Annotated in this window: 19 protein-coding genes; 13 read left to right on the top strand and 6 right to left on the bottom strand. The window is 61.6% G+C overall.

Features of this window, described 5'->3' with window-relative positions; translation table 11 throughout:
- Positions 1-5 precede the first annotated feature (5 nt).
- The 4 genes from smc to QIT27_RS02500 all read left to right on the top strand — a co-directional run bounded on the left by smc (position 6) and on the right by QIT27_RS02500 (position 8,256).
- The gene (smc, locus tag QIT27_RS02515) at positions 6-3,506 is read left to right on the top strand and encodes a chromosome segregation protein SMC (RefSeq protein ID WP_285262805.1); all 3,501 of its coding nucleotides are present in this window, start codon (positions 6-8) and stop codon (positions 3,504-3,506) included.
- 583 nt (positions 3,507-4,089) lie between these two features.
- Positions 4,090-5,862, top strand: coding sequence for a cell division protein ZipA (gene zipA, locus QIT27_RS02510; RefSeq protein WP_285262804.1), 1,773 nt, complete (start codon positions 4,090-4,092; stop codon positions 5,860-5,862).
- Between the two features lie 88 nt (positions 5,863-5,950).
- A complete protein-coding gene (gene ligA, locus QIT27_RS02505; RefSeq protein ID WP_285262803.1) occupies positions 5,951-7,987 on the top strand; it encodes an NAD-dependent DNA ligase LigA in 2,037 nt (678 codons plus the stop codon).
- Complete coding sequence (locus QIT27_RS02500; protein ID WP_044629984.1) at positions 7,984-8,256, top strand: YheU family protein; 273 nt, start codon at positions 7,984-7,986, stop codon at positions 8,254-8,256. Before ligA ends, QIT27_RS02500 begins: the two co-directional genes overlap by 4 nt.
- Here the strand turns inward: QIT27_RS02500 and mnmC are convergent.
- Positions 8,250-10,280: a bifunctional tRNA (5-methylaminomethyl-2-thiouridine)(34)-methyltransferase MnmC2/FAD-dependent 5-carboxymethylaminomethyl-2-thiouridine(34) oxidoreductase MnmC1 gene (gene mnmC / locus QIT27_RS02495; RefSeq protein ID WP_285262802.1), complete on the bottom strand. Its 2,031-nt coding sequence runs from the start codon at positions 10,278-10,280 to the stop codon at positions 8,250-8,252. The genes QIT27_RS02500 and mnmC overlap by 7 nt on opposite strands.
- 159 nt (positions 10,281-10,439) lie before the next feature.
- Positions 10,440-10,739, bottom strand: coding sequence for a YciI family protein (locus tag QIT27_RS02490; RefSeq protein WP_159341263.1), 300 nt, complete (start codon positions 10,737-10,739; stop codon positions 10,440-10,442).
- 146 nt (positions 10,740-10,885) lie between these two features.
- Here QIT27_RS02490 and QIT27_RS02485 point away from each other — a divergent pair, with 146 nt between their 5' ends.
- Positions 10,886-11,827: a PHP domain-containing protein gene (locus QIT27_RS02485; protein WP_285262801.1), complete on the top strand. Its 942-nt coding sequence runs from the start codon at positions 10,886-10,888 to the stop codon at positions 11,825-11,827.
- 53 nt (positions 11,828-11,880) lie between these two features.
- The gene (locus QIT27_RS02480) at positions 11,881-12,504 is read left to right on the top strand and encodes an L-threonylcarbamoyladenylate synthase (protein WP_285262800.1); all 624 of its coding nucleotides are present in this window, start codon (positions 11,881-11,883) and stop codon (positions 12,502-12,504) included.
- A 58-nt stretch (positions 12,505-12,562) separates the two neighbouring features.
- Here QIT27_RS02480 and QIT27_RS02475 read toward each other — a convergent pair whose 3' ends face one another.
- Together QIT27_RS02475 and QIT27_RS02470 are read right to left on the bottom strand one after the other, a co-directional pair.
- Positions 12,563-13,468 (bottom strand): ion transporter, encoded by a 906-nt coding sequence (locus QIT27_RS02475; protein WP_285262799.1) that lies wholly within the window; start codon positions 13,466-13,468, stop codon positions 12,563-12,565.
- Between the two features lie 41 nt (positions 13,469-13,509).
- Positions 13,510-14,409, bottom strand: coding sequence for a CYTH domain-containing protein (locus QIT27_RS02470; RefSeq protein ID WP_285262798.1), 900 nt, complete (start codon positions 14,407-14,409; stop codon positions 13,510-13,512).
- Between the two features lie 136 nt (positions 14,410-14,545).
- Here QIT27_RS02470 and QIT27_RS02465 point away from each other — a divergent pair, with 136 nt between their 5' ends.
- The 3 genes from QIT27_RS02465 to argA all read left to right on the top strand — a co-directional run bounded on the left by QIT27_RS02465 (position 14,546) and on the right by argA (position 17,990).
- Positions 14,546-15,226, top strand: a complete 681-nt coding sequence (locus tag QIT27_RS02465; RefSeq protein ID WP_159341268.1) for a TIGR00153 family protein — start codon at positions 14,546-14,548, stop codon at positions 15,224-15,226.
- A gap of 9 nt (positions 15,227-15,235) precedes the next feature.
- A complete protein-coding gene (locus QIT27_RS02460) occupies positions 15,236-16,501 on the top strand; it encodes an inorganic phosphate transporter (protein ID WP_159341269.1) in 1,266 nt (421 codons plus the stop codon).
- A gap of 172 nt (positions 16,502-16,673) precedes the next feature.
- Complete coding sequence (gene argA, locus QIT27_RS02455) at positions 16,674-17,990, top strand: amino-acid N-acetyltransferase (protein ID WP_285262797.1); 1,317 nt, start codon at positions 16,674-16,676, stop codon at positions 17,988-17,990.
- 62 nt (positions 17,991-18,052) lie between these two features.
- On the opposite strand, the gene QIT27_RS02450 is transcribed toward argA, so the two are convergent.
- Positions 18,053-18,907: an SDR family oxidoreductase gene (locus tag QIT27_RS02450; protein WP_285262796.1), complete on the bottom strand. Its 855-nt coding sequence runs from the start codon at positions 18,905-18,907 to the stop codon at positions 18,053-18,055.
- 382 nt (positions 18,908-19,289) lie between these two features.
- Between QIT27_RS02450 and QIT27_RS02445 the strand changes: the two genes are divergently transcribed.
- The 4 genes from QIT27_RS02445 to QIT27_RS02430 all read left to right on the top strand — a co-directional run bounded on the left by QIT27_RS02445 (position 19,290) and on the right by QIT27_RS02430 (position 21,587).
- Positions 19,290-19,412 carry a hypothetical protein gene (locus tag QIT27_RS02445; RefSeq protein WP_285262795.1) on the top strand — a complete coding sequence of 41 codons (123 nt, stop codon included), beginning with the start codon at positions 19,290-19,292 and terminating at the stop codon, positions 19,410-19,412.
- Between the two features lie 200 nt (positions 19,413-19,612).
- Complete coding sequence (locus tag QIT27_RS02440; RefSeq protein WP_285262794.1) at positions 19,613-20,092, top strand: hypothetical protein; 480 nt, start codon at positions 19,613-19,615, stop codon at positions 20,090-20,092.
- 56 nt (positions 20,093-20,148) lie between these two features.
- Positions 20,149-20,577 (top strand): phage holin family protein, encoded by a 429-nt coding sequence (locus tag QIT27_RS02435; protein ID WP_159341273.1) that lies wholly within the window; start codon positions 20,149-20,151, stop codon positions 20,575-20,577.
- The gene (locus QIT27_RS02430; RefSeq protein WP_285262793.1) at positions 20,574-21,587 is read left to right on the top strand and encodes a DUF3618 domain-containing protein; all 1,014 of its coding nucleotides are present in this window, start codon (positions 20,574-20,576) and stop codon (positions 21,585-21,587) included. The genes QIT27_RS02435 and QIT27_RS02430 overlap by 4 nt, the downstream gene beginning before the upstream one ends.
- 50 nt (positions 21,588-21,637) lie before the next feature.
- Here the strand turns inward: QIT27_RS02430 and xseA are convergent, their stop codons facing one another.
- On the bottom strand, positions 21,638-22,993 hold the full coding sequence (gene xseA / locus QIT27_RS02425) for an exodeoxyribonuclease VII large subunit (RefSeq protein ID WP_285262792.1): 1,356 nt from the start codon (positions 22,991-22,993) through the stop codon (positions 21,638-21,640).
- Positions 22,994-23,118: the final 125 nt, after the last annotated feature.

Below are 23,118 nucleotides of genomic sequence, written 5' to 3'. Positions count from 1 at the left end.
TTGCAATGCGCTTAACCTCTATTCGTCTTGTTGGGTTCAAGTCCTTTGTCGATCCGGTCACCGTGCCCTTCGATGGCAATATGACGGCCATCGTCGGGCCGAACGGCTGCGGTAAATCCAATATTATCGACGCCGTGCGCTGGGTGATGGGGGAGTCCTCCGCCAAAACCCTGCGCGGCGAATCCATGGCCGACGTTATTTTCAACGGCTCTACCGGGCGTAAGCCGGTAGGGCAGGCCTCTATCGAGCTGAAGTTCGATAACCGCGATGGCGGCATGGGCGGTTTGTACGCCCAGTACTCAGAAATTGCCGTCAAACGCCTAGTGACCCGGGATGGCCAGTCCAACTACTTCTTCAACGGCCAGAAGTGCCGCCGCCGGGATATCGCCGACCTGTTCATGGGGACCGGCCTAGGCCCGCGCTCCTACGCCATTATCGGCCAGGGCATGATCTCGCGGCTGATCGAAGCGCGCCCGGATGACCTTCGCGCCACCCTCGAAGAAGCCGCGGGGATCTCCAAGTACAAAGAGCGCCGTCGGGAAACCGAAAACCGCATGCGGCGCACCCAGGAGAACCTGGAGCGCCTGGACGATATTCGCGAAGAGCTGGATAAACAGCTCGAACGCCTCAAGCGCCAAGCGGAAGCCGCCAAGCGCTATCAGGAACTCAAACAGCACGAGTACCGCTTAAAAGGCGAGCTGGCGCTGCTGCGCGGCCGCACCCTGCGGGCCGAACAGTCTCATCAAGAGAGCCGTGTCCGCGAGCTGGAAATTGCCGTCGAGAAAGACGTGTTTGGCGTGCGTCAATGTGAAACCCGCCTGGAGCAGGCCCGCGAACAGCACGACGAGCTGGCCGAAGTGTTGGACCGTTACCAGCAGCAGTTTTATGAAACCACCACGCGCATTGCCCGCTTAGAGCAGGACCAGGCCCACCGCCGAAGCCGCGAAGCGCAGTTGGCCAATGACATTGCCACCGCGCGCCGGGATCTCGACGAGCAGCGCCAGGTCAGCGAGGGCGACCAGGAGCGGCTCACGGTCATCGACGAGCGCTTTGAGGAGCTGCTACCCGAGCATGAAGCGCTGGAAGAGCAGCTCGAGATGCTCGAGCAAACGCTGGCCGACGCAACGCCAGCGCTGGAAGCTGCCGAACAGCAGTGGGCCGACGCCGAAAACCGCTGGCGCGAGGCCAGCCGCGATGCCGACCGTAGCCAAGACCAGCTGCGCGACTTAGAGCAACGTATTGCCCGCCTGCAGGCAGAAGGGCAGCGCCGCCGCCAGCAGCGCGGCGAGCTGGCCGACATGACCGCGCTACAAAACGAGCACGCCGAATACCAAGCCCGCCTGGAAGAAGCCGACCAACGTGCCGACGCCTTCCAAGTGGAGCGAGAACAGTGGCAGCAGCGCTACAGCGATGCCAAAAGCGCCTACCAGCAAGCGGTAACTTCCCGTGACGAGCAACGCGCTGCGCTTAGCCAGCAGCAGGGTGAACTTGCTTCGCTGCAGGCGCTGATGGATGCCGCTCTGGCCGATCACGACCCTCAGCTAAGCGAAACGCTTGCCGCTCATGGCCTTGCTGATGCACCCCGCTTGGGTGAAGCCATTTCGGTCAGCCAAGGCTGGGAGCGGGTTATTTCCTGGCTACTCGCCCCTTGGTTAAACGCCCGACTGGTAGCCGCCCATCAGCTAAACGCGCTGCCCGAAGCGCTAGCGACGGAGTGGTGCTTGATTGATCAAGCGCCGCCTTCCACAGCCACGGCGGGCGCAGGCAATCGCCTCAGCGATTTGGTGAAAGGCGCAGGCGCGCTAACGGAGTGGTTAGCAAGTATTCACTATGTTGATACCGCCGAGGCGGCCGAAGCGCTGTTGCCTATGCTTGCCCCTGGTGAGAGTGTGGTCAGCCAAGACGGCGTATGGCGCGGTCGCGGTTGGCTGCACCAGCAGTCGAACGGCGAGGGTGTCGATGCGCTATTGGTGACGCGTCGCCGCTTTGAGGAGCTAGCCGCAGAGCGTGAGCGGGCGGAAGAGGCGTTGGCGCTCTTTGATGAACAGTGCGAAGCCGCCAACGAGACGATTGAAACGTTAGAGCTGACCCGTGAGCAGCAGGCGGAGCAGGAGCGTGACCATGCGGTCACCCGCCAACAACTAGCGGTGCAAGAGCAGCGGCTTGCCCAACGCCTTGAGCATCTCTCCAGTCGCGCCACGGAGCTGGACGACGAACTGGCCCAGCTGCAAGAAGATGAGGCGGAGTTAACGCTTACTTTAGAAGAGCAGCGCGCTCGTTGGCACACGGCCATGGAGCAACTGGAAACCGCCGCAGAAGCCCGCGAAACCAGCGCCGAACAGCGCCACCGCCAGCGTGAGCAGCGTGAGCAGCTCAACCAACAGCATGCCCCGCTCAAAGCGCGGCAGCAGGCGCTGGCCTTGGAACGTGAGCGCTTAAAAGCCGAGCGCGACAGCCTGCGCGCGCAGCAGTCCCGCTCAAGCGATACCGAAGAGCGCCTCTCACTGCGTATTGCCGAGCTGGAAGAGTCCCGTGAAATGCTGGTCGAGCCTGACGAGCTGGCCGCTGAGGAGCTCGAAGAGCTGCTTCACCAGCGCGAACAGCAGGAACGGCGGCTCAATGAAACGCGCCAGCAGGCCCAGGCGCTGGCCGAGCAGCTGCGCAACGATGAGTTAGCCCGCCAGCAGCATGAGCGTAATCTGGAACAGAGCCGCGAACAGCTCCAGCAGCGCCGCATGGATGTGCAGGCGCTGGCGCTCAAAGCAGCGACCCAGGATGAGCAGTTAGCAGAACTAGGCCACGATGCCGATGCACTCGCCAGCACACTGCCCAGCGATGCCAGCGAACCTGCTTGGCAAGAGCGCTTGGAAAGTACCTCGGAAAAAATCCGCCGCCTGGGGGCGATCAACCTCGCGGCCATTGAGGAGTACGATCAGCAGGCCGAGCGGCGTAACTACCTCGAAGCCCAGCATGCCGAGCTTACCGAAGCACTGGAAACGCTGGAGCGGGCGATCAAGCGGATCGATCAAGAAACCCGCGTCCGTTTCCGGGAGACGTTCGATCAGGTCAATAACGGCCTGCAAACGCTCTTTCCCCGTGTGTTTGGCGGTGGGGCGGCGTGGCTGACGCTGACCGGTGATGACCTATTGGAAACCGGCGTGGCCATCATGGCTCGACCGCCGGGTAAGAAGAACAGCACGATTCACCTGCTGTCCGGTGGGGAAAAAGCCCTGACTGCGCTGTCGCTGGTCTTTGCCATTTTCCAGCTTAACCCGGCCCCGTTCTGTATGCTGGATGAGGTCGACGCTCCGCTGGACGACGCCAACGTTGGCCGCTACGCCAAGCTGGTGAAAGAGATGTCCGAAAGCGTGCAGTTCATCTATATCACCCACAACAAGATTGCCATGGAAGCCGCCGAGCGCCTGATGGGGGTCACCATGCAGGAGCCCGGCGTTTCGCGTTTGGTCTCCGTGGGTATCGATGAGGCCGCCGAGTTGGTCGAATAGTGCGTGTGGCCCATGGCTGCGCCGTGTTGCGACTTCCCAAGAGTTTCCTTATTTGCCAAGGCGTGCCTGTCACCTGGGTGCACCAGCGCAAGCGGATAGTAACGCCATGCCCACGAAATGCTTTGATAACAGCAAGTTGTTGAAAAAACGTGGTGTTGGCGGTGGGATCGTCGCGGCCGTATAGGCTTAAGTCCCGCTTATCGCTTGCGAATCATTGCCTGTCGTGAAAGCGCAATGCGTTCATAAGAAACTAGCGATAGTGAAAAACATTCACTAGCATAACGTTTAAATAGGGTGAACTGAGTGGGTAGCGGCCTCACACCGCATGCCGTGCTTGGCCACCCGTATCAGAGATGGAATAACGCGGAAAGGGCACTTTTGATGGTTGATAAGGTCGAAAAATTCGCCTAAAAAGCTCCCTTAGCGGCTCAAACGTGTGAAAATCAGCAAAAATTGGCTCTTTTCGTAGCAACCGCGCTATGCTTGGTGCTAAATATCGATTTATAAGAAGGTTCCCATATTCTGGCGCAGTGCCGCGCACTGTGCCCTAGTAACCGGTTAGATGACCCATGGAATGCTCGACATGGAATTAAGAGAGTGGTTAATCATTCTAGGACTGGCACTGGTTTCGCTAATCGTTGTCGACGGTGTGCGTAGGCTCCAGCGTCAGCGTCGTGTGCCCCGGCTAGACCAAGCGGTAAAGGATTTGCCGACCGCGAAGCTAGACGAGTTAGACGACGAGGCGAAAGAAGCCGAGATCAATTGGGAGCTGCCAAACGGCGGTGCTCGGGTGGTCAAGCCCGCCGATTACAGTGGGCTGGGGCAAAAACCCAAGCTCAAACGTCAAGAGCATCCTGGGCCGTCCAAAGTGCTGTCGGATTTTCGTCGCTCATTTGGCAAGTCGGCTGCCAAGCCCTCTTCGCCAGCCGCGCACACCGAACCCGCTGCCCGTGTATCTGCCGAACGACATGCAGCCACGCAGGAGGCGAAGCCGGAACCCCGTCGTGAGCCAAGCCTGTTTGCCGCGGACAATACCCAGGCAGCCAAGCACGAACCGCCCAACACTGCTGAGCCGACTCCGTCTGCCACTGCGGCGTCGGCCTCTGTGCCGCCCGAACCGGAAACGACATCGGCTGCCGCGCCTACGATGCGCGCCGTAGACGACGCCCCCGTTGCCAAGCCTACCGAGGACGTTGCGCCTGCACAGCCTGACGTGCCGCCCATGACGACGGCGGAAACGCCCGTAGCAGAGCCCGTAACAGAAGAAACTCCCGCACGTTCTAAAGACTCGGCTGCCGATGAGCCGACACCGACCCTCGACCCAGAACCGGTGCTGCGCGCCGAGCCTGAAGATGCCGTGTTTGCCAAGCACGCGTCCGACGCTCCCAAACGCCGCCAACTGCGCGAAGAGACCGTTGGCGACCGCGAACTGGATGACGACGACATCGATGAGTATCGTCTGGTCGATTTCGAAGGTATCGGGCGCTCGTTCAAGCGCCGTATCATCGAGCGTCGCAAAGAGAAGGCCATCAAGAAGGCCGAAAAAGCCAAGCGTGCCGAAGCCTTGGCCAAGCAAAAAGCTGAGCGCAAAGCACTGGAAGCCGAGCAGCGTCGTGAGGCCAAACAGGCCGCTGACGCTGAAAAAGCGCGTATCGCTCAAGAGAAAGCCCAGGCTCGCGAAGCCGCCGCTCACGACGCCGCTGCCAAACGTGAAGCGGTGCCGTCAGCGCCTGCGCTCGATGACTACGATGACAGCGCGAGACGCTACGAAGAGCACTACCAAGGCTTCGATGACGACTATGAAGAGACTTACGCGGCGCAGGACAGCGTCGTACGTGCCCACCCGACCTTGGAAAAGGCTCTGCGGCACGATGTGAACGGCGAACACGCCAAAGAGACGCTGGCCAGCGCCGAGGAAATGGTCGTCATCAGCGTGCTCTCCCGCGATCCCGATGGCTTCGATGGTGGCAAACTGCTCGAACTCATCATGGCCTGTGGGCTACGGTATAGCCGCACCATGGGCGTTTTCCACCGCTTCGAAACGGAAAGCCCGGACAGCGAGCTACAGTTCTCGATGGTCAACGTGCTCAAGCCCGGTACGTTCCCTATCGAAGAGATGGACGAATTTGTCACCCCCGGCATCACGTTCCTGATGCCGCTACCCGGCGCGATGGATAGCTCGGCGGCTTTTGAAGCCATGGTCGAAACCGCCATGGTGGTAGTGCGCCACATGGGCGGCGAGTTGAAAGATGAAAACCGCAGCGTCATGACGGCACAAACCATCGAGTTTGCCCGTCAGCGGGTGCACGAATTCGAACGTCGCCACCGTTTGCACCGCCAACTGCAGGCGCGTTAATCGCTGCGTTGCGCCGACACCCGCCTTCTTCCAGAAGGCGGGTGTTTTTGTTACTAAATGCCTGTTTATCTGTCTTCGGAATCTCTGAATGAGTCAGCCTGACCCCACCTTGCTGGAAGAGATCAGCCAACTGCGTGCCGATCTCGATGACGCCAATCACCGCTATTACGTCCTGGACGAGCCGACGTTAACCGACGCTGACTACGACCGTAAACTGCAGCGCTTGACGCAGTTGGAGAGCGATCATCCCGAGCTGATTTCCCCGGATTCGCCCACTCAGCGAGTCGGTGCCGCCCCGGCAGAAGGTTTCCCCGAAGTGGCCCACGCCATTCCCATGCTGTCGTTGGATAACGCCTTTAGCCGTGACGACATAGCGGCCTTTGCCGAGCGCGTCGCGGAGCGTTTGGAGTGCCAAGCCAGCGAGATCGAGTTTAGCTGCGAGCCGAAATTGGATGGCGCAGCGGTATCGTTGGTGTATGAGCAGGGCGTGTTGGTTAGCGGTGCAACCCGTGGGGATGGCCGTACGGGGGAGGGCATTACCTCCAACCTGCGTACCCTGCGCTCGGTGCCGCTTAAGCTCATGGTTAAAAGCGTGCCTGAGCTGTTGGAAGTGCGCGGTGAAGTGATTATGCGCCACGCTGGCTTTGAAGCACTCAATGAGCGCGCTAGAGAAGAGGGCAGCAAAGTCTTTGCCAACCCGCGCAACGCCGCCGCTGGCAGCCTGCGTCAGCTCGACCCGCGCATTACGGCGACCCGTCCGTTGGAGTTCCACGCCTACCAAGCAGCACGCTTGGAGCCCGACTTGGGCGATGCCACCCACAGTGCGCTGATGGCCCGTTTATCCACTCTAGGCTTTCGCACCAGCGCGGAACTGACGACTCTGTTCGGCCCGGACGCGGTGGCCGATTACTGCGAACAGCTCGGTGAAAAGCGCGACCAACTCGGGTATGACATCGATGGCGTGGTGATCAAGGTCAACGACCTGCGCCACCAGCGGGAACTGGGCTTCGTTGCCCGCGCGCCGCGCTGGGCGGTGGCGTTCAAATTCCCCGCTCAGGAGGAAGTCACCACCCTCAACGATGTGGAGTTTCAGGTCGGCCGCACCGGGGCCATCACGCCGGTCGCCCGGCTGGCGCCGGTTACCGTCGCGGGGGTGACGGTTTCTAACGCCACGTTGCACAACGCCGATGAGATTACCCGCCTGGGCGTGATGATAGGCGATACGGTAGCGATTCGCCGCGCGGGCGATGTCATCCCCCAAGTGGTGCGCGTGGACGAGGAGAAGCGCCCGGCGGATGCCCGCGCGATTACTTTCCCCGATCACTGCCCCGTGTGCGGTTCGGACATCGAGCGTATCGAGGGCGAAGCCGTGGCCCGCTGCTCCGGAGGGCTTTACTGCGCCGCCCAGCGCAAAGAGGCGCTAAAACACTTTGCCAGCCGGAAAGCGCTGGATATCGACGGCCTGGGCGAGAAGCTGATTGAACAGTTAGTGGATCAGGAGTGGGTGAAAACCCCTGCCGATCTATTTCATCTCAGCGTCGATCAGTTGAAGAGCCTGCCGCGCATGGGCGAAAAGTCCGCCACTAACTTGGTCAACGCGCTGGAAAAGGCCAAACAGACCACGCTAGCGCGGTTCATCTACGCGCTGGGTATCCGTGAGGTGGGCGAAGCCACGGCGGCCAATGTGGCCAACCACTTCGGTACGCTGCAAGCGTTACAAGATGCCGATCTGGCGGCGCTGGAGGCGGTCAATGACGTGGGCCCCGTCGTGGCGGCGCATATCCACACCTTCTTCCGCCAGCCCCATAACTTGGAAACGCTGCAAGCGTTGATCGACGCAGGCTTGATCTGGCAAGAGGCAGAGGTCACGCAAGGCCCAACGCCGCTGGAGGGCCAAACCTGGGTGCTGACCGGGGCGATGGACAGCATGACCCGCGACGAAGGCAAGGCGCGGCTGCAAGCCCTGGGGGCCAAAGTAGCGGGCAGCGTATCGAAAAAAACCACCTGCCTAGTGGCGGGTGAAGCCGCCGGCAGCAAGCTCACTAAAGCCGAGCAGTTGGGGGTCGAGGTGATCGACGAAGCCACGTTCATCGAGCGTTTAGCCGCCTGGGAGCAGAGCGAATGAGCCGTTTTATCGAAGTTCCGGCACGCATGCTGCCGCCGGAAACACTCACTGCGCTACTGGAAGCCTTCGTCACCCGCCAAGGGTACGACACCACCGATACCGGAGAAGGGATGAGCGGTTGGGTCGCCGAGCTCAAGCAGCAGCTTGACCGTCACGAGCTGATCATTGCCCACGACCTAGAGCTCGAGATGACCGAAGTAATGACTCTCGCCCAATGGCGCTCCTTTGGGCGAGAGTTGGCGGATGACGAGGAAGAGGGCGATTACTGAGCCCGCACTAGCGCGCTGATCAGCCGGCGCCCTGGATGAAGATGGTCCACCAGCGGCTGCTCGATGGGCAGCGGCTCATCGCAAAGGCGCGATGCGATGACTTCCGCACACAGCGGTGCGCTCGCCAGCCCCCGTGAGCCGTGGGCGGTGGATATCCACAGCCCTGGGTAGTGTTCACCGGGGGTAGACGGCACTTTCGAGGCATCTTTGCGCAGCACGGCATAATCTCGTTGCCACGCCGCCGCGTTGGGCACTGGCCCCGCATAAGGGGTTTTATCGGGGCTGGCGGCTCGTACCGCTGCCCGGCCTTCCAGCGCCTCAGGGCGTAACGCAACGCCGGAGGCCTCAAGCGCGGCCACCCACGCTGGCAGCGCTTGGCGCAATTCGTCGATATTGCGCTGGTGCTCTTCGTCGATGACGTGACTCGTCGCGTCGTTGGGAACGAAGCTCGCACCAAAGGTCAGCACGTTCTCGATGGGCGGCGACACATAGCCTCCCGCGCACACCACTTTATCCGGCGTCTGGGTGCCTTCTGGCAGCGTTAGCTCGCTGACCTGGCCCCGTACCTGCTGCAGCGGCAGCTCGGCGGTTTGGGCAAACCGGTTCGCCAGCGACGCCGTGGCGATCACCACGTGGTCGGCCTGTAGCCTCTCCCCGTTGGCCAGCGTGACCTGCCACGATGGTGCATGTCCCGCTGTCTGCGTCAGCCCGGTGACTTCGCCTTGCTGCACGGTGATGCGGTCGTGTTGCAGCCACTGCTCGCAGAGTCGCTTTGGCTGTGCCCATCCCGCTTGTGGATAGTAGAGCCCCTGGGAGGCCGAGACCGCCACGCCCGCCAGCTCGCTGAGCGTGTCGGTGCGTGCTGCGACGATGGAGGCGGGCAGCGGGTGATGGGCCATGAATCGCTGTTGGCGCGTGGCCTCTTTGTCGCTGAGTGCCAGTTGCACCACCCCGCACGACCGCCAAAGTGGCGGCTCCTGTGGATGAGCCGCTGCCAGTTGTTCAAACCGTCGCTGGCTGTAGAGAAGCCCCACTAAATAGAACCGGCTCTGTAGGTTGGTATCCACCGCCAGCTTCACGTAGAGCGCCCCCTGGCGATTGCCGGACCCCCCCGCGCCTGGCGCTTCGCGCTCGATCACCGTCACCCGTTTACCGCGCTTGGCCAGCGCCGCCGCCACGCTGCTACCCGCTAGGCCTGCCCCGATGACCACCACATGGGGTGAGTCGTGGTGAGCGGGGGGCGTGAACCAGGGGGTGACACTGCGCCGCGAATCCGAGGGGGGCGTGTCAATACCACCGGCCAGCATCTCTCGCTTACGGCCAAAACCCGGCACTTTCTTCCAGTGGAAGCCTGCCGCTTTCAGGCCGCGCTTGACGATGCCCGCGCAGGTAAAGGTAGCGAACGTCGCCCCCGGGCGAGACCGAGCGGCCATGGCCTCGAAGAGCGCCGGTTGCCACATGTCCGGGTTTTTCGAGGGCGCAAAGCCATCGAGAAACCAAGCGTCCACCTGGCCGTCCAGCAGATCGAGTCGTTCGGTGGTGTCGCCAAAGTGAAGGTCGAGGGTGACACGTTCGCTTAAGTGTAAACGGTGAATACCGCTGACCGCGTCGGGCCAAAGGGCGCACAGCGCTTGTGAATAACTCGCCAACGAGGGCCAGGCGCTGAGCGCACGCGTCAACGCTTCCCGGCTCAACGGAAATTTTTCTGTGGATAACAGATGCAGCCGCGCGCCCTCTGGAGCGTGCTGCTCGAAACAGGCCCAGGCGCATAGCATGTTCAGCCCGGTGCCAAAGCCCGTTTCGCCGATCACGAACGCCCGCGATGCCTGCCATGCCGCAAAGCGCTCCGGCAGCCGGTTCGCTCCCAAGAACACGTGCTCGGTTTCTGCACGGCCATCCTCACGGGAAAAATAGACGTCATCGAAGGCGTCCGAGTGGGGTGACGTGTCGTTCCAGGTGAGCTGCGGGGCGCTTAATGCCGCCAGCGGTGGCAAGGGTGGGGCTTGAGTCGAGCGTTGAGTCACGCGGGCATCCGTGGGTGATGAATGGTTGGTTAAAAAATGATCAATTTGTTAATCGGGGCGCTATCTCTGGCTTATAGAAAAGCGTCCGCCGGGTTTTCACAGAGTTTTCCACAGGCTCTGTGAAAAAGCGGGCGGACCCTCCACACTCGCCTCAAAGGGTCAAGGCAAAACTTTTTTGAACGGCTTAACAATTACCTTGGCATAGACCCCTGCGATGATGTATGGATCGGCGTCTGCCCAGGCCTGAGCGTCCTCTAAACTGTCGAATTCCGCCACCACCAAGCTGCCGGTGAAGCCCGCATCGCCGGGGTTATCGGAATCGATGGCTGGGTGCGGCCCTGCCAAAATGAGCCGCCCCTCATCGCGCAGCTCTTCGAGGCGCGCTAGATGGTCAGGGCGAGCCGCCAAGCGGCGCTCTAAGCTGTTGGCAACGTCTTCACTGATAATGGCGTAAAGCATGGGGATAACTCCTTGAAGGCAGGGGCAGTGGCGACGCTGTCGCCCAGGTCAACACATTGACCGCACCCCGGTTAGCGCGCACCATGGCGAGCTTGTTCGTGTTGTACACGCCTATTCTGACAAACTCGCCACACGGCGTCATGCTAATGCCACTACTTCCTAACGCTCTTGCGACTGTACTGCCCACCGCCTTCGATGCCGACCAGCGTTACACGGTGGATCTGCACATGCACTCAACTGCTTCTGACGGAGCGCTTTCGCCTGCTGAACTGGTGGCCTTGTGCGCTGAACGCGGTTTGACCCATATGGCGCTGACGGACCACGACACCATGGACGGCGTGGAAGAAGCGAGCCACGCTGCCCAGCAGGCAGGGCTCTGCCTAGTGCCAGGGTGCGAGTTATCCACTCGCTGGCAGGGCATCAACATCCACGTGGTCGCGCTGGTGCCGGGTGGCCTGCAAGGGCCGTTGATCGACGGGCTCGAACGCCAGCGAGACGCGCGCATCAAACGCGCCGACGTGATCGCCGAGCGGCTGGAAAAAATGGGCCTCCCCAACGCCCTGGAAAAAGCCCGCGCCCAGGCAGGCAGCGACCGCCCGCTAGGGCGGCCCGATTTTGCCCGAGCGCTCGTGGCGGAGGGCGTGGTGGCCGACTGGGCTGGCGCGTTCAAGCGCTACTTGGGCAGCGGCAAGAAGGGCGATGTCAAAGCCCACTGGCCGGAGATCAGCGAAGCGGTCGGGTGGGTCGTCGCTTCTGGTGGGGTGGCCGTACTGGCCCATCCGCTGCGCTACGGGCTCACTCGGCGCAAGCGCGGACTGTTGATGGATGCCTTTATGGAGGCCGGTGGCCAAGGCGTGGAGCTGGTGAGTGGACAGCAAAACCCCGATACCACCCGCGACCTGGCGCGCCAACTGGTCGAGCGGTCGCTGTACGCCTCACTGGGCAGCGATTTTCACTTTCCCGGTAGCCACGCGGCCCCTGGCAGTATGAGCCCGGTGCCCCGCACCGCCGCGCCGCCGATTTGGCAACACCCCCGCTTGGCGCACCTGCGTGACGCCCCCAGCGGCATGCTCGCCCGCGGGTGCTAAGCGGCGGGATCAGCTACGCTGAAAGACATCCCCATGCTGACCAGGAGTCATTGATGAGCCAATATTTTCAAATACATCCGGAAAACCCGCAAAAGCGGCTGATCGACCAAGCCACCGAGATCATTCGTAAAGGCGGCGTGGTGGCGTACCCCACGGACTCGGGCTATGCGCTGGGTTGCCATCTAGGCGAGAAAAAGGCCATCGAGAAGATCAAATGGCTGCGCTCGCTGGATGACAAGCACAACTTCACCCTGGTGTGTTCGGATCTCTCGGAAATTGGCACCTACGCCAAAGTGGATAACGCCGTATTCCGGCTGCTGAAGGCCCACACGCCCGGCCCCTACACCTACATTCTGGATGCCACTACCGAGGTGCCGCGCCTGCTGCTGCACCCCAAACGTCGCTCCATCGGCGTGCGGGTGCCCGACCACCGGATTACCCATGCGCTGCTCGAAGCGCTGGGTGAACCGCTGATGAGCGTGACGCTCATTCCCGTGGGTGAAGCGCTGCCGATGAGCGACCCCGAAGAGATTTGCGACCGTTTTGGTGCTCACTTAGACCTGATCATCGACGGCGGCGCTTGCCACCTCGATCCCACCAGCGTGATCGACCTGCGTGAACTGCCGCCGAAAATCGTGCGGGAAGGGCGTGGCGACATTACGCCGTTTCAAGATTGACATGCAAACGCGTCTACACGACGGGGGCGCTTAGCGCCCCCGTCGTCTTGCCAGAGCGCTACGAATCGCTCGGGGCTTCCTCGTCGGGATCGTCATCCTTTTTCTGCGCTTTCTTGCGCGGGTCTTCGCTATTTTCATCCAGCCAGGTGCCGCAGCGCAGACAGTAGCGGGCGCGCTTTTCATGGCGGTCATGGCCACACCCGGGGCAGGCCTCTTCCGAATACCGGTCTTCACGAATCGAGCGAATCACCTGGGCAGAAAACACCCCGGTGGGTACGGCGATGATCGAGTAACCAATCAGCATCAGAATGACGGTAATCGCCTTGCCCAGCGACGTGGCCGGCACGATATCGCCATAGCCCACGGTGGTCATGCTCACGATGGCCCAGTACATCGACATGGGAATGCTGGTAAAGCCCGCTTCCGGCGATTCGATGGTGTACATCAACGCGGCAAACAGCGTGACGACCATGAGAATGCTGCTGAAAAAGAGCAGAATTTGGCGCAGGCTGCGCTTGAGCGCATCCAGCAGTAGCCTGCCTTCCCCCACGAACTCCATCAGCCGCAAAATGCGGAAGATGCGCAGCACGCGCAGAATTCGCACGATCACCAGCCCATGCGCCCCCGGCACCAGTAGCACCAGCCAGGTAGGGATGATCGCCACGACATCGACGATACCGTAAAAGCTCTTGAGGTAGACCGTGGGGCGCTCCAGGCAGTAGAGGCGCACCAGCAGCTCCAGGCTAAACAGCAGCGTGAATGCCCACTCGATGTAGAAGAAGATATGCCCGTAACGCTCGGCATAGATCTCGATGCTGCCCAGCAAAATCACCGTCACGCTCAGCAGAATGGCGACGATCAGCGCAATGTCGAACGCCTTTGCCCCCGGCGTATCGGATTCGAAGATAAGGTGGAACAGCCGGGTGCGAAGTCCGTCGGCACCGGGAGTGAGTGGAAAGCTCATCGCGTCATCCTGAAGTAGGCTTAATCAATCGTGCAGTGTCGTTAGCGTAGCGCGGTTTCGTGAGCCAAGCGACGGGCCAGATTTAACGCAGCCACGCCATACGCCGTGGATGGCATGCCCTGGCTATTCAGCGCGCTCGGCAGCGTGGCGGCCTCGCTTCGTGCTGCGCCATCGAGCTGCGGATGCTGGGCCAGCGCATCCAAGGCCTGCTGTGCGGCGCTGAGGTGCGCCGCGTCTTGGCTGTCGTGGTAGGCATCCAGCGCGACAGTGGCGCGGTGTAGCCATTCGGCAGGGCGCGTTGCGGCGGGTAGTGGCCACTGCTGGCGCCCAAGGGCGTTGCCACGCGCCGCCTTGCTGGTATCGGAAGGGCGCAGCGGTACGTCGCTGGCCAGCTCGACGGCGAGCGTCCACAGCGCCGCAGGGTCGCCCGCTTTCAGCTCCAGCTCCACCTCGCAAATGGGCGCACGCGCGCGACCGCAGACGATCTCCCCTTCATCCAGCACCAGCTCGATATGGCTGCCTTGCCATACCAATGGCCAGCTACGGCGTGTGAAATCGGTGCTCAATGTGGGGCGCAGCGCCGCGATGCACTCGCCCAGCGCGCCTTGAAACGGCGGCAGCTTGGCCAGTGCCGCTTGGTCTAGGTCGGCGGTCGGTACAGGCCACTCCCACTCCTCGCGGCTAGAGAGCCCGCCGCCGCCCTGGCCCGCCGTTTTGACGGTTTGCAGCACCTGCTGGTCGATGTTGCGCAGGCGCACGGCCACCCGCGCGGCGGCAAGATCGCCCGCCGGGGTGTCGAAGTAGGTGTTGGCAAGCCGCTGCTGAACCGGCGGCGTGGCCGCAAGAACGGGGTGGTGTAACAGCGCTGACAGCTGGCTGGGCGGCAGTGCCAGTTTGAGTTCCACCTCGGTGGGCGCTGGCGCGTTAGTTGACTCTTTCATGACAATCGCCACCTCAATATTGTGACATTTTGGTTAATTTTTGATGACATTATGAACTTTTCATGACGGCGGCGGACGCACTCTTTATACTGGCGCCCGCCATTTCCAGGCTCCCCGAAAACAGGCTAAAGGCTATATGGTAACCTCCAACCCTTTTTCCGCGATGTTTGGCCGCTCGCCATTCCAGCCGTTGCTGGCCCACATCGTCAAGGCCAATGAATGTGCCGACCAACTGCTGCCGTTCTTCGAGGCAACGTTGGCCGGTGATTGGGACACGGCAGCGGAACTGCGCGAGAACGTCACGCGCTTAGAGCACGATGCCGACACCCTGAAGACAGAGCTGCGGCTGAACCTGCCGAACACCATGTTCCTACCCGTCTCGCGCTCCGACCTGCTCGATTTGATCAGCGTGCAGGACAAAATCGCCAACAAAGTGCGCGACATTACCGGCATCATGCTGGGCCGCAAAATGCGCGTGCCCAACGAACTGGCCGAGCCGATGCGCGACTACATGCGCACCAGTGTGGCCTGCGTGGCCCAAGCGCGCCAAGCGCTGGAAGAGTTGAAAGACCTGCTGGAATCCGGTTTTGGTCGCAACGTTTCCGATGTCATGCAGAACATGATCCGCGAACTGCACACCCTCGAACACCAGGCCGACAGCCAGCAGGTGGCGATTCGTCGTCAACTTTTCGAGTTAGAGAGCCAGCTACCGCCGGTGGATGTGATCTTCCTTTACAAGATCATCGAGTGGGTCGGTGAAGTTTCTGACCGCGCAGAACGCGTGGGCAGCCGCCTGCAGATTTTGACCGCACGCTAAGGGAACCTCATGCAGATTATTGCCCAGCACGGTGACATTTTTATCATTCTGGCCTGTTTGTTCGGCTTCTTCATGGCGTGGGGCGTGGGTGCCAACGATGTCGCCAACGCCATGGGAACCTCGGTGGGGTCGAAAGCGATCACCATCAAACAGGCGATCCTAATTGCCGTCATTTTTGAATTCTTGGGTGCTTGGCTGGCGGGTGGCGAAGTCACCAACACCATCCGTAAAGGCATCATCGACCCCGAACTGCTTCAAGAAGACCCGCAGCTACTGGTATACGGTATGTTGGCTGCGCTGCTGGCTGCCGGTACCTGGCTGCTGGTCGCTTCCATGAAAGGCTGGCCCGTATCCACCACGCACTCCATCGTCGGGGCGATCGTGGGCTTCGCGGTGGCGGGCTTGGGCGCGTCTACCGTGGATTGGAGCGCGGTGACCAAGATTGCCGCAAGCTGGGTCGTGTCCCCGCTGCTCGCCGGTACCATCGGTTTCGTGCTGTTCAAATCGGTCCATCACCTGATTTTCGAGAACGACAACCCGTTCACCGCCGCCAAGCGCTATGTGCCGGGCTATGTGTTCCTGGTCGGTTTCATCGTCGCCATGGTGACGTTGACCAAGGGCCTCTCCCACGTGGGGCTCGACCTCACCTTCAACCAGAGCCTATTGCTCTCGATCCTGCTGGGTCTGGTGATCATGGGCATCGGGATGCTGATGCAGCGCCGCATCAAGTTCGAAAAGAGCGCCAACGACCATTTTGGTTACGCCAACGTAGAGCGCGTGTTCGGCGTGCTGATGATCTTCACCGCCTGCGCCATGGCGTTTGCGCACGGGTCTAACGACGTGGCCAACGCGGTGGGCCCGCTGGCGGCAGTGATCAGCGTGGTGCAAACCGGCGGCGAAATCGAAGCGTCGGCGCTGGTGCCCTGGTGGGTCCTGGTACTGGGCGGCGGCGGTATCGTCGTGGGCTTGGTGACTTACGGTCATAAAGTCATCGCGACGGTTGGCACCGGCATCACCGAACTCACGCCGAGCCGTGGTTTCGCGGCCACGCTGGCGGCGGCAACCACGGTGGTACTGGCCTCGGGCACCGGCCTGCCGATCTCGACCACGCACACCCTGGTAGGCGCGGTGCTGGGCGTAGGGCTGGCGCGGGGGATGGCGGCGCTGAACCTGCGCGTGATTGGCACCATCGCCATGTCCTGGCTCATCACGCTGCCCGCCGGGGCTGGCTTGGCCATTCTGTTCTTCTTCATGTTCAAAGGCATGTTTGGTTAATCACCGGATGTCATCGTGCCCGGTTGGCCAAGGCTAACGGGCACCTCCCCAGCGGCACCTTCTCGCAAACGGTCTTTGCATAAGATCTTTGCAACGGAAGGTGCCGCTGTTTTTGGTGCTCTGTTAAAGTAAATAGCGACATCTTCATTCACCTGCTGCCGGAGAGCGGCCCTTGGACACTCGTTTCCCCTTTGTAGATTGGTTTCGTAACGCTTCCCCGTACATCAATGCGCACCGGGGGCGAACCTTTGTCATCCTGATCGAAGGCGAAGCCATGGCCTCTGGCCGAGGGGAGCAGCTCATTCAGGACTTGGCGCTGCTACACACCTTGGGGGTCCGCTTGGTCGTGGTGTTCGGCATTCGCCCACAGGTGCATGAAGCGCTGACGGCCGCCGGTGTCGAACCCACCCGAGTGGATGGCCGCTGGGTCGCGGATCGCGCCGTGATGGCCCACGTCGAGCAGGTCGCGGCGCACCAGCGGCTATGGTTGGAAGCGCGGCTTTCTCTTGGCTTGCCCAGCACGCCGCTGCACGGCGTAGAACTCAGCGTGATTTCCGGCAACCTGGTCACCGCCAAGCCGCTGGGCGTGCGCGAAGGGGTGGATTTTGACCACAGCGGCGAAGTGCGCCGGGTGCGCGCCAGCGCCATCGAGGGGCTGCTGGAGAAGGGCTCGCTAGTGCTGCTGCCGCCACTGGGGTTTTCCAGTACGGGTGAAGTGTTCGATTTAGACGCCTCGGAGGTCGCCCAACACGCCGCCGTGGCGCTCAAAGCCGATAAGCTCATTTTGCTGGGCGAGTCCGACGGCTTGGAGGACGAGCAGGGCGCGCTATTGCGCCAGCTGTCTCCCTTTGAAGCCGAGCCACGCCTGCAGCATGCTGTGCCGGGCAGCGAATTGGCGCGGCATTTAAGTGCTGCCTGCACCGCCGCCCGCGAAGGCGTCGCACGCACGCACCTGCTCTCGTGGCGCAATCACGACGCGCTGCTGGGCGAGCTGTTCACCCGTGACGGCGTGGGCACCATGATTACCCAGCACCGCTACGAGCAGCTGCGCCCCGCCACTCTGAACGACGTAGCGGGCCTGCTGGAGCTGCTGGAGCCGTTAGAGCGGCGCGGCATGCTGGTGGCGCGCTCCCGCGAACGACTCGAACACGAGATCGACGATTACATGGTGATCGAACGGGACGGCATGGTGATCGGCTGCGCGGCGCTCCACGTCTTCCCCGACACCACCGTGGGCGAGCTGGCCTGTGTCGCCGTTCATGGCAACTACCGGGGCGGCGAACGCGGCGAACGGCTGGTAGAGGCCCAGGAACGCCGGGCACGCCAGCGCGGGCTGTCCGACATGTTCGTGCTCACCACCCACACGGCCCACTGGTTCGTCGAGCGCGGCTTCCGCCCGGCAAGCCTAGAAGACCTGCCGCCGTTGAAGCGCGAAGCGTACAACCATGCCCGTAAATCCAAGGTGTTGGTGAAAAATCTGGCGGGGTGAAAGTGAGTGGAAAAAGGTGAGTGGTGAGTGGCCGGGGCGGCCACACCGCCCCGGAAGGCTGCTCAAGTATTGAGAATCACACCGCCGTTCAAGTGCATGGTTTGGCCGCTCATGTAAGACGACTCCTCGCTGGCCAAGTAGACGTAGGCCGGGCCGATTTCGCTGGGTTGGCCGGGGCGTTTCATCGGCACTTGGTTACCAAATTCCGCTACTTTATCGTCCTCGAAGCTGGCCGGAATCAGCGGCGTCCAGATGGGGCCGGGGGCCACGGCGTTGACGCGAATGCCTCGGTCCATCAGCGACATCGCCAGCGAACGCACCAAGCCCTGAATAGCGCCTTTGGTGGCAGTATAATCGATCAGCGTGTCGTTGCCCTTGAACGCATTGATGGACGAAGTGGCAATGATCGTATCACCCTCGCTCAGGTGGGGCAGCGCCGCTTTGGTCAGGTAAAAATGGCTGAAGATATTGGTTTGAAAGGTTCGCATGAGCTGGTCGTCGGGGATCTCGGTAATGTCGTCCCAGTCGTACTGCTCGGCGGCGTTATTGATCACGATGTTGATCTTGCCAAACTCCTGCCGGGTACGGTTGACGATCTCCCGGCAGAAACTGGGCGCGGCCACATCGCCTTTCAGCACTAGACAGCGGCGTCCTTCCGCCTCCACTAGCCGTTTGGTTTCCTCGGCATCCTGGGTCTCTTTGAGATGCACGATCACGCTATCCGCGCCTTCACGGGCATAGTGGACGGCCACGGCGCGGCCAATGCCGCTGTCGCCGCCGGTAATGATCGCCACTTTATCCAGCAGTTTGTCGGTGCCGCGATAGCTTTCGCGAATGTACTCCGGCTCTGGACGCATGACGTGCTCATCGCCGGGTTGCTTGTTCTGGTGCTGTGGGGGCTGCTGCTGTTCGCTCATGTGCGGTCACTCCTTTGCGTGCACGAATCGCTTCGATCTGCCGGCAGGGCCGCCCCTCTCCAGGGCGGCTGGCTGCCAGCGGGGAGCTTTCAACGTAGACCAAAGGCGAAGGGAAGGGCAAATGACACAGCGCCCGCGGCGGCTGGCATAGTCAGAATTAATAAAGGCTATTTAAACAGCTCATCTACGGCGCTACAGAATGGGTTTTGTCGCTAAAGGTATGATTTTTATTGTTTTTTGAGCGTTTCTTGGCGCTGTGCTGACGATGTGTGGATTGCCGCGCTGCATGGCAATCAACCTGCCAGCAGCTATAGTGAGGGAGGCCTGTCCCTAGCTATGTGTAGACAGCCACTTTCTCGACCACCAAGGAGTAGGAGGGACTATGTCTCCGGATAAAGACGACCAGAAGAAAGACCAGCGCGACGACCATCACGACGATGCGAACCCCATGCCCGACACGCACCACGTCAATCCGGATAGCGATGACGAGTCGGAGAAAAAGTAAGCCCATACCCGCTACCGAACAGGCGCTGTCAACAGCGCCTTTTTTATGGGCACCGTCAGCGATATGGCTGGCGACCGCCACCTTCTTAACCTTTGTTGCGGCCCAGCATGCGCTGGGTTAATTCGGCGGTGTGGACATGGAAAGGGGCCCCAGGCTCGCTATAGTTCTGGTGAGGTTTCACTGACACGGAGAACGTCACCATGAACGATCAAGGACCCCATCACGACGCCACGGACCATCACACCGGTCATCACCCTGACCACGAAACACTGAAGCAAAAAGGTCAGCAGAGTGCCGATGACATCAAAGAGGCCGCCCGCGAACAGGCCGAAAGTACGTTCGAGCGCCAGCGAGACACCGCCGCCCAGCACACCCATACCTTAGGCACGGTGCTCAAGAACGCGGCGGATGAGTTTGACCGCCAGCAGCAACCCTTCTGCTCGGAACAGGCCCGAAAACTGGCGGATCACACCGAGCGCTTTTCGCAACGCATGCGGGATAAAGACCTGCACAGCCTCTGCCGCGCTGCCGAGGATTACGGCCGCCGCGAGCCGGCCATGTTCATTGGCGGCGCCATTGCCGCAGGCTTTTTGGTCACGCGCTTTCTGCGCAGCTCCCCCGATAAAGCCCCTGCGACCGCCGCGTCCTCCGAAACGGCGGTTCCCGACCAAACGCTTTAACCAGGTGTTCACCACGCGCTTACATCACACGTCATGCAGGAAGCGGGAGACCAAGAATGGAATCAGAGAGCCAAAAAAGCAGCTCGATAGGCACGCTGCTATCCACGTTACTCAACGAAGTGACCGCGCTGGTGCGCGGCGAGGCGGCACTCGCCAAAGCCGAAATGTCGGAAAAAACCCATCAAGCGATGGCAGGCGTGGGAGCCGTTGCCACGGCAGGCGCGGTGCTGTTGGGCGGGTTTCTCACGCTGCTGGCAGCGCTGGTCATGCTATTGAACGGCGTGCTGCCACCGGAAACGCGCCCGTGGCTGGCAGCCGTAGTCGTCGGGGTCGTGGTCACGCTGGTGGGCGTAGTCATGCTCAAAGCGGGGCTGAAAAAAGTGCGTGCCCAGGGGCTGATGCCGAACCGCACCATGAATAGCCTGCGCAGCGACAAAACGCTGGCCAAGCAGCATCAGCAGCACGTCAAGGAGGAGGTGAAATGAGCGAGCGCGATACTTCACACAGCCAGGCACAGCGTGACCCGGACGAGATCGAACAAGAGATTCACCAATCCTGCGAGCGGCTGGATGCCACGCTGCACCAAATCGAAGAGCGCTTTTCGCCCGAACAGTGGCTGCACACCACCTATGACTACCTGCGCCACGGCGGTGCCAACGAATTCTTTGCCAACTTGGGCACGACGGTGAAGCAAAACCCCGTGCCCACGCTGCTCACTGGCGCAGGGTTGGGCTGGCTGATGCTGCGCCAATCGAATGGCTCTGATCGGCATCGCCACGCCCACGGCCATGCCACCGATGTACACCCAACGCCAACAACGCCGGATGAGGTGGTAACCCCGCCCCGCGCCAGCGCCGGACAGCACGACCCGCGCAGCGACGCGACTGGCACGGGCATCAAAGATCGCGTTCGGCATGTGGGCCACAGTGCTCACGGGGCGGCACAACAAGTCGGCGAAAAAGCGCACCAATGGGGAGGTCGTATGCACGATTCCATGTCTCACGCCCAGCAGGGCACACAACACCGCGTCGATCACATGAAAGAGCGCGCCCACCACGCCAGCGACCGCTCTTCGGACTTCATTCAAGAGCACCCGCTGGTGGTTGGCGCCCTAGGGTTTGCACTGGGGGCGGCGCTTGCCAGCATGAGCGCTATGACGCGCAAAGAGAACGACACCCTGGGCGAGTACCGCAACCAAGCCATGGATCAAGCAACCAAAATGGGCGAGGCGGAAGCGGATAAAGCGCAGCACGCGATTCACGACAAAGCGGAATCGGTTAAACAGCACGCCCATGAGCATCGCGAACAGGCGCATAAAGAGGATGATAACCCCACCCAGCATAACGAGCCGGGGTTAGCGGGCTCTAACACGCCGTCGGGCAACACCCAGGGCGCAGGGACTAATGGCGCCACCCCCGGCAGCGTCCACCCCACGACCCCAGGGGCGACTACCACCACGTCAACCTCGGAAACGCGCAAGCCGCCGCTGCCATAGCGGTGACACCTGCTCATTCGCGCGTTTCTCTCATCACCCATGCCACGGCGCTACTTCTTGTAGCGCCGTTTTACTTCAACGTTGAGGCGACCTTCGCCCAGGCGCAGTTTGAGCCGTTGGCCGGGCTGGGTGTCGTCGGCGCGGCGGATGACTTGGCCTTGGGCATCTTGGGCAATGGCGTAGCCGCGGCCGAGTACGGCCAGCGGGCTGACGGCGTTCAGCTCGCGGGCGGCGCTGTGCAGGCGTGCTTGCCGCGTTACCAACAGGCGCTGCATGGCGCTGGCTAAACGACGCTGTAGGCTGCTGATACGCTCGCTTTCGGCGCGGTGCAGCCGTGCCATATCCTGGCTGGTCAGGCGTCGGGTGAGCTGGGCCACTTGGGCGTTTTGCTGGGCGAGCGTTTGCTGCATGGCGCGGGTAAGGCGCTGCTGCAGCGTAGTTAGGTGCTGGCGCTGGCGGGCGAGCTGCTCACCGGGGTGACGAAGGCGGGCGCGTAGGGTATCTAGCCGCTGGCTATCGCGTTCTAACCGCGCCTGCATGCTTCGTTGCAAACGCTGCTCCGCTTGAGCGAGCTGGCGCTTGAGGGCGTGTTGGTCCGGCACTAGGCGCTCGGCGGCGGCAGACGGAGTCGGGGCGCGCATATCGGCGGCAAAGTCCGCCAGGGTGACATCCACCTCGTGGCCCACCGCTGACATCACCGGCAGCCGGGAGTGAAAAATCGCCCGCGCCAAGTGTTCGTTATTAAACGCCCAGAGATCTTCCAGGCTGCCGCCGCCACGGGTGATCAGCACCACATCTTGTTCGGGGTCTAGCCGCGCTTGCCGGTTGAGTAAGCCTAGGGCCGAGATCATCGCCGGGGCGGCGTCTGCGCCCTGAACCGGTACGGGAATCAGCGTCACGTCCGCCAGCGGCCAGCGGGCGGCCAATACGGCCAGCACATCGCGAATGGCCGCCCCGGTGGCGGAGCTTAAAATCAAAATCTTGCGCGGTGGAAAGGGCAGGGGGCGCGTATTGGCGAACACGCCTTCGCCTTCCAGCTGCGCTTTCAAACGCTCGAAGGCTGCCAGCAGCTCGCCAAGGCCAGCGGCTTGCACCGCTTCAGCAATGAGCTGGTAATCACCGCGTGGCTCGAACAGCGAGACCCGCCCGCGAAGCTTCACTTGGTCGCCATCGCGCATGGGGGCGGCGACAAAGCGCGCCCGCTGACGAAACAGCGCGCAGCGGATCTGCGCCCGGTCGTCTTTTAAAGTGAAATAGATATGCCCCGAGGCCGGGCGAGACACGTTAGAAAGCTCGCCCTCTACCCACACTTCCCCCACGTCGCGCTCCAGGGTTTGCTTGGCGCGCTGGTTCAGTTGGCTCACGGAGAGCGCTTTGGGAGTGGGTGATGTGCTTGTCGGTTCCATCGGTGGCCTTGGTGATCATTTCGTGGATGACACGATACCTCAAACGAGGTGCGTAAGCCTTGCCAGCGCCGCTTATGCTTGCGCGACCCCCAGCGTCATTAGCAATTGGTATAAGCCCAACCGTC

It is taken from the genome of Halomonas sp. LC1, assembly GCF_030247125.1.
Lineage (GTDB): Bacteria > Pseudomonadota > Gammaproteobacteria > Pseudomonadales > Halomonadaceae > Vreelandella.
This window is presented reverse-complemented; position numbering and strand designations above follow the sequence as displayed.

Excerpts from the sequence above, each read along its gene's own strand:
- QIT27_RS02440 (WP_285262794.1), top strand. The coding sequence starts at position 19,613 with ATGAACGATCAAGGACCCCATCACGACGCCACGGACCATCACACCGGT.
- QIT27_RS02500 (WP_044629984.1), top strand. The coding sequence starts at position 7,984 with ATGAGCCGTTTTATCGAAGTTCCGGCACGCATGCTGCCGCCGGAAACA.
- QIT27_RS02470 (WP_285262798.1), bottom strand. The coding sequence starts at position 14,409 with ATGAAAGAGTCAACTAACGCGCCAGCGCCCACCGAGGTGGAACTCAAA.
- zipA (WP_285262804.1), top strand. The coding sequence starts at position 4,090 with ATGGAATTAAGAGAGTGGTTAATCATTCTAGGACTGGCACTGGTTTCG.
- QIT27_RS02490 (WP_159341263.1), bottom strand. The coding sequence starts at position 10,739 with ATGCTTTACGCCATTATCAGTGAAGACGTTGCCAACAGCTTAGAGCGC.
- smc (WP_285262805.1), top strand. The coding sequence starts at position 6 with ATGCGCTTAACCTCTATTCGTCTTGTTGGGTTCAAGTCCTTTGTCGAT.
- QIT27_RS02460 (WP_159341269.1), top strand. The coding sequence starts at position 15,236 with ATGCAGATTATTGCCCAGCACGGTGACATTTTTATCATTCTGGCCTGT.
- QIT27_RS02430 (WP_285262793.1), top strand. The coding sequence starts at position 20,574 with ATGAGCGAGCGCGATACTTCACACAGCCAGGCACAGCGTGACCCGGAC.
- QIT27_RS02485 (WP_285262801.1), top strand. The coding sequence starts at position 10,886 with ATGCCACTACTTCCTAACGCTCTTGCGACTGTACTGCCCACCGCCTTC.
- QIT27_RS02465 (WP_159341268.1), top strand. The coding sequence starts at position 14,546 with ATGGTAACCTCCAACCCTTTTTCCGCGATGTTTGGCCGCTCGCCATTC.
- QIT27_RS02435 (WP_159341273.1), top strand. The coding sequence starts at position 20,149 with ATGGAATCAGAGAGCCAAAAAAGCAGCTCGATAGGCACGCTGCTATCC.
- ligA (WP_285262803.1), top strand. The coding sequence starts at position 5,951 with ATGAGTCAGCCTGACCCCACCTTGCTGGAAGAGATCAGCCAACTGCGT.
- QIT27_RS02450 (WP_285262796.1), bottom strand. The coding sequence starts at position 18,907 with ATGAGCGAACAGCAGCAGCCCCCACAGCACCAGAACAAGCAACCCGGC.
- QIT27_RS02475 (WP_285262799.1), bottom strand. The coding sequence starts at position 13,468 with ATGAGCTTTCCACTCACTCCCGGTGCCGACGGACTTCGCACCCGGCTG.
- xseA (WP_285262792.1), bottom strand. The coding sequence starts at position 22,993 with ATGGAACCGACAAGCACATCACCCACTCCCAAAGCGCTCTCCGTGAGC.
- QIT27_RS02480 (WP_285262800.1), top strand. The coding sequence starts at position 11,881 with ATGAGCCAATATTTTCAAATACATCCGGAAAACCCGCAAAAGCGGCTG.
- QIT27_RS02445 (WP_285262795.1), top strand. The coding sequence starts at position 19,290 with ATGTCTCCGGATAAAGACGACCAGAAGAAAGACCAGCGCGACGACCAT.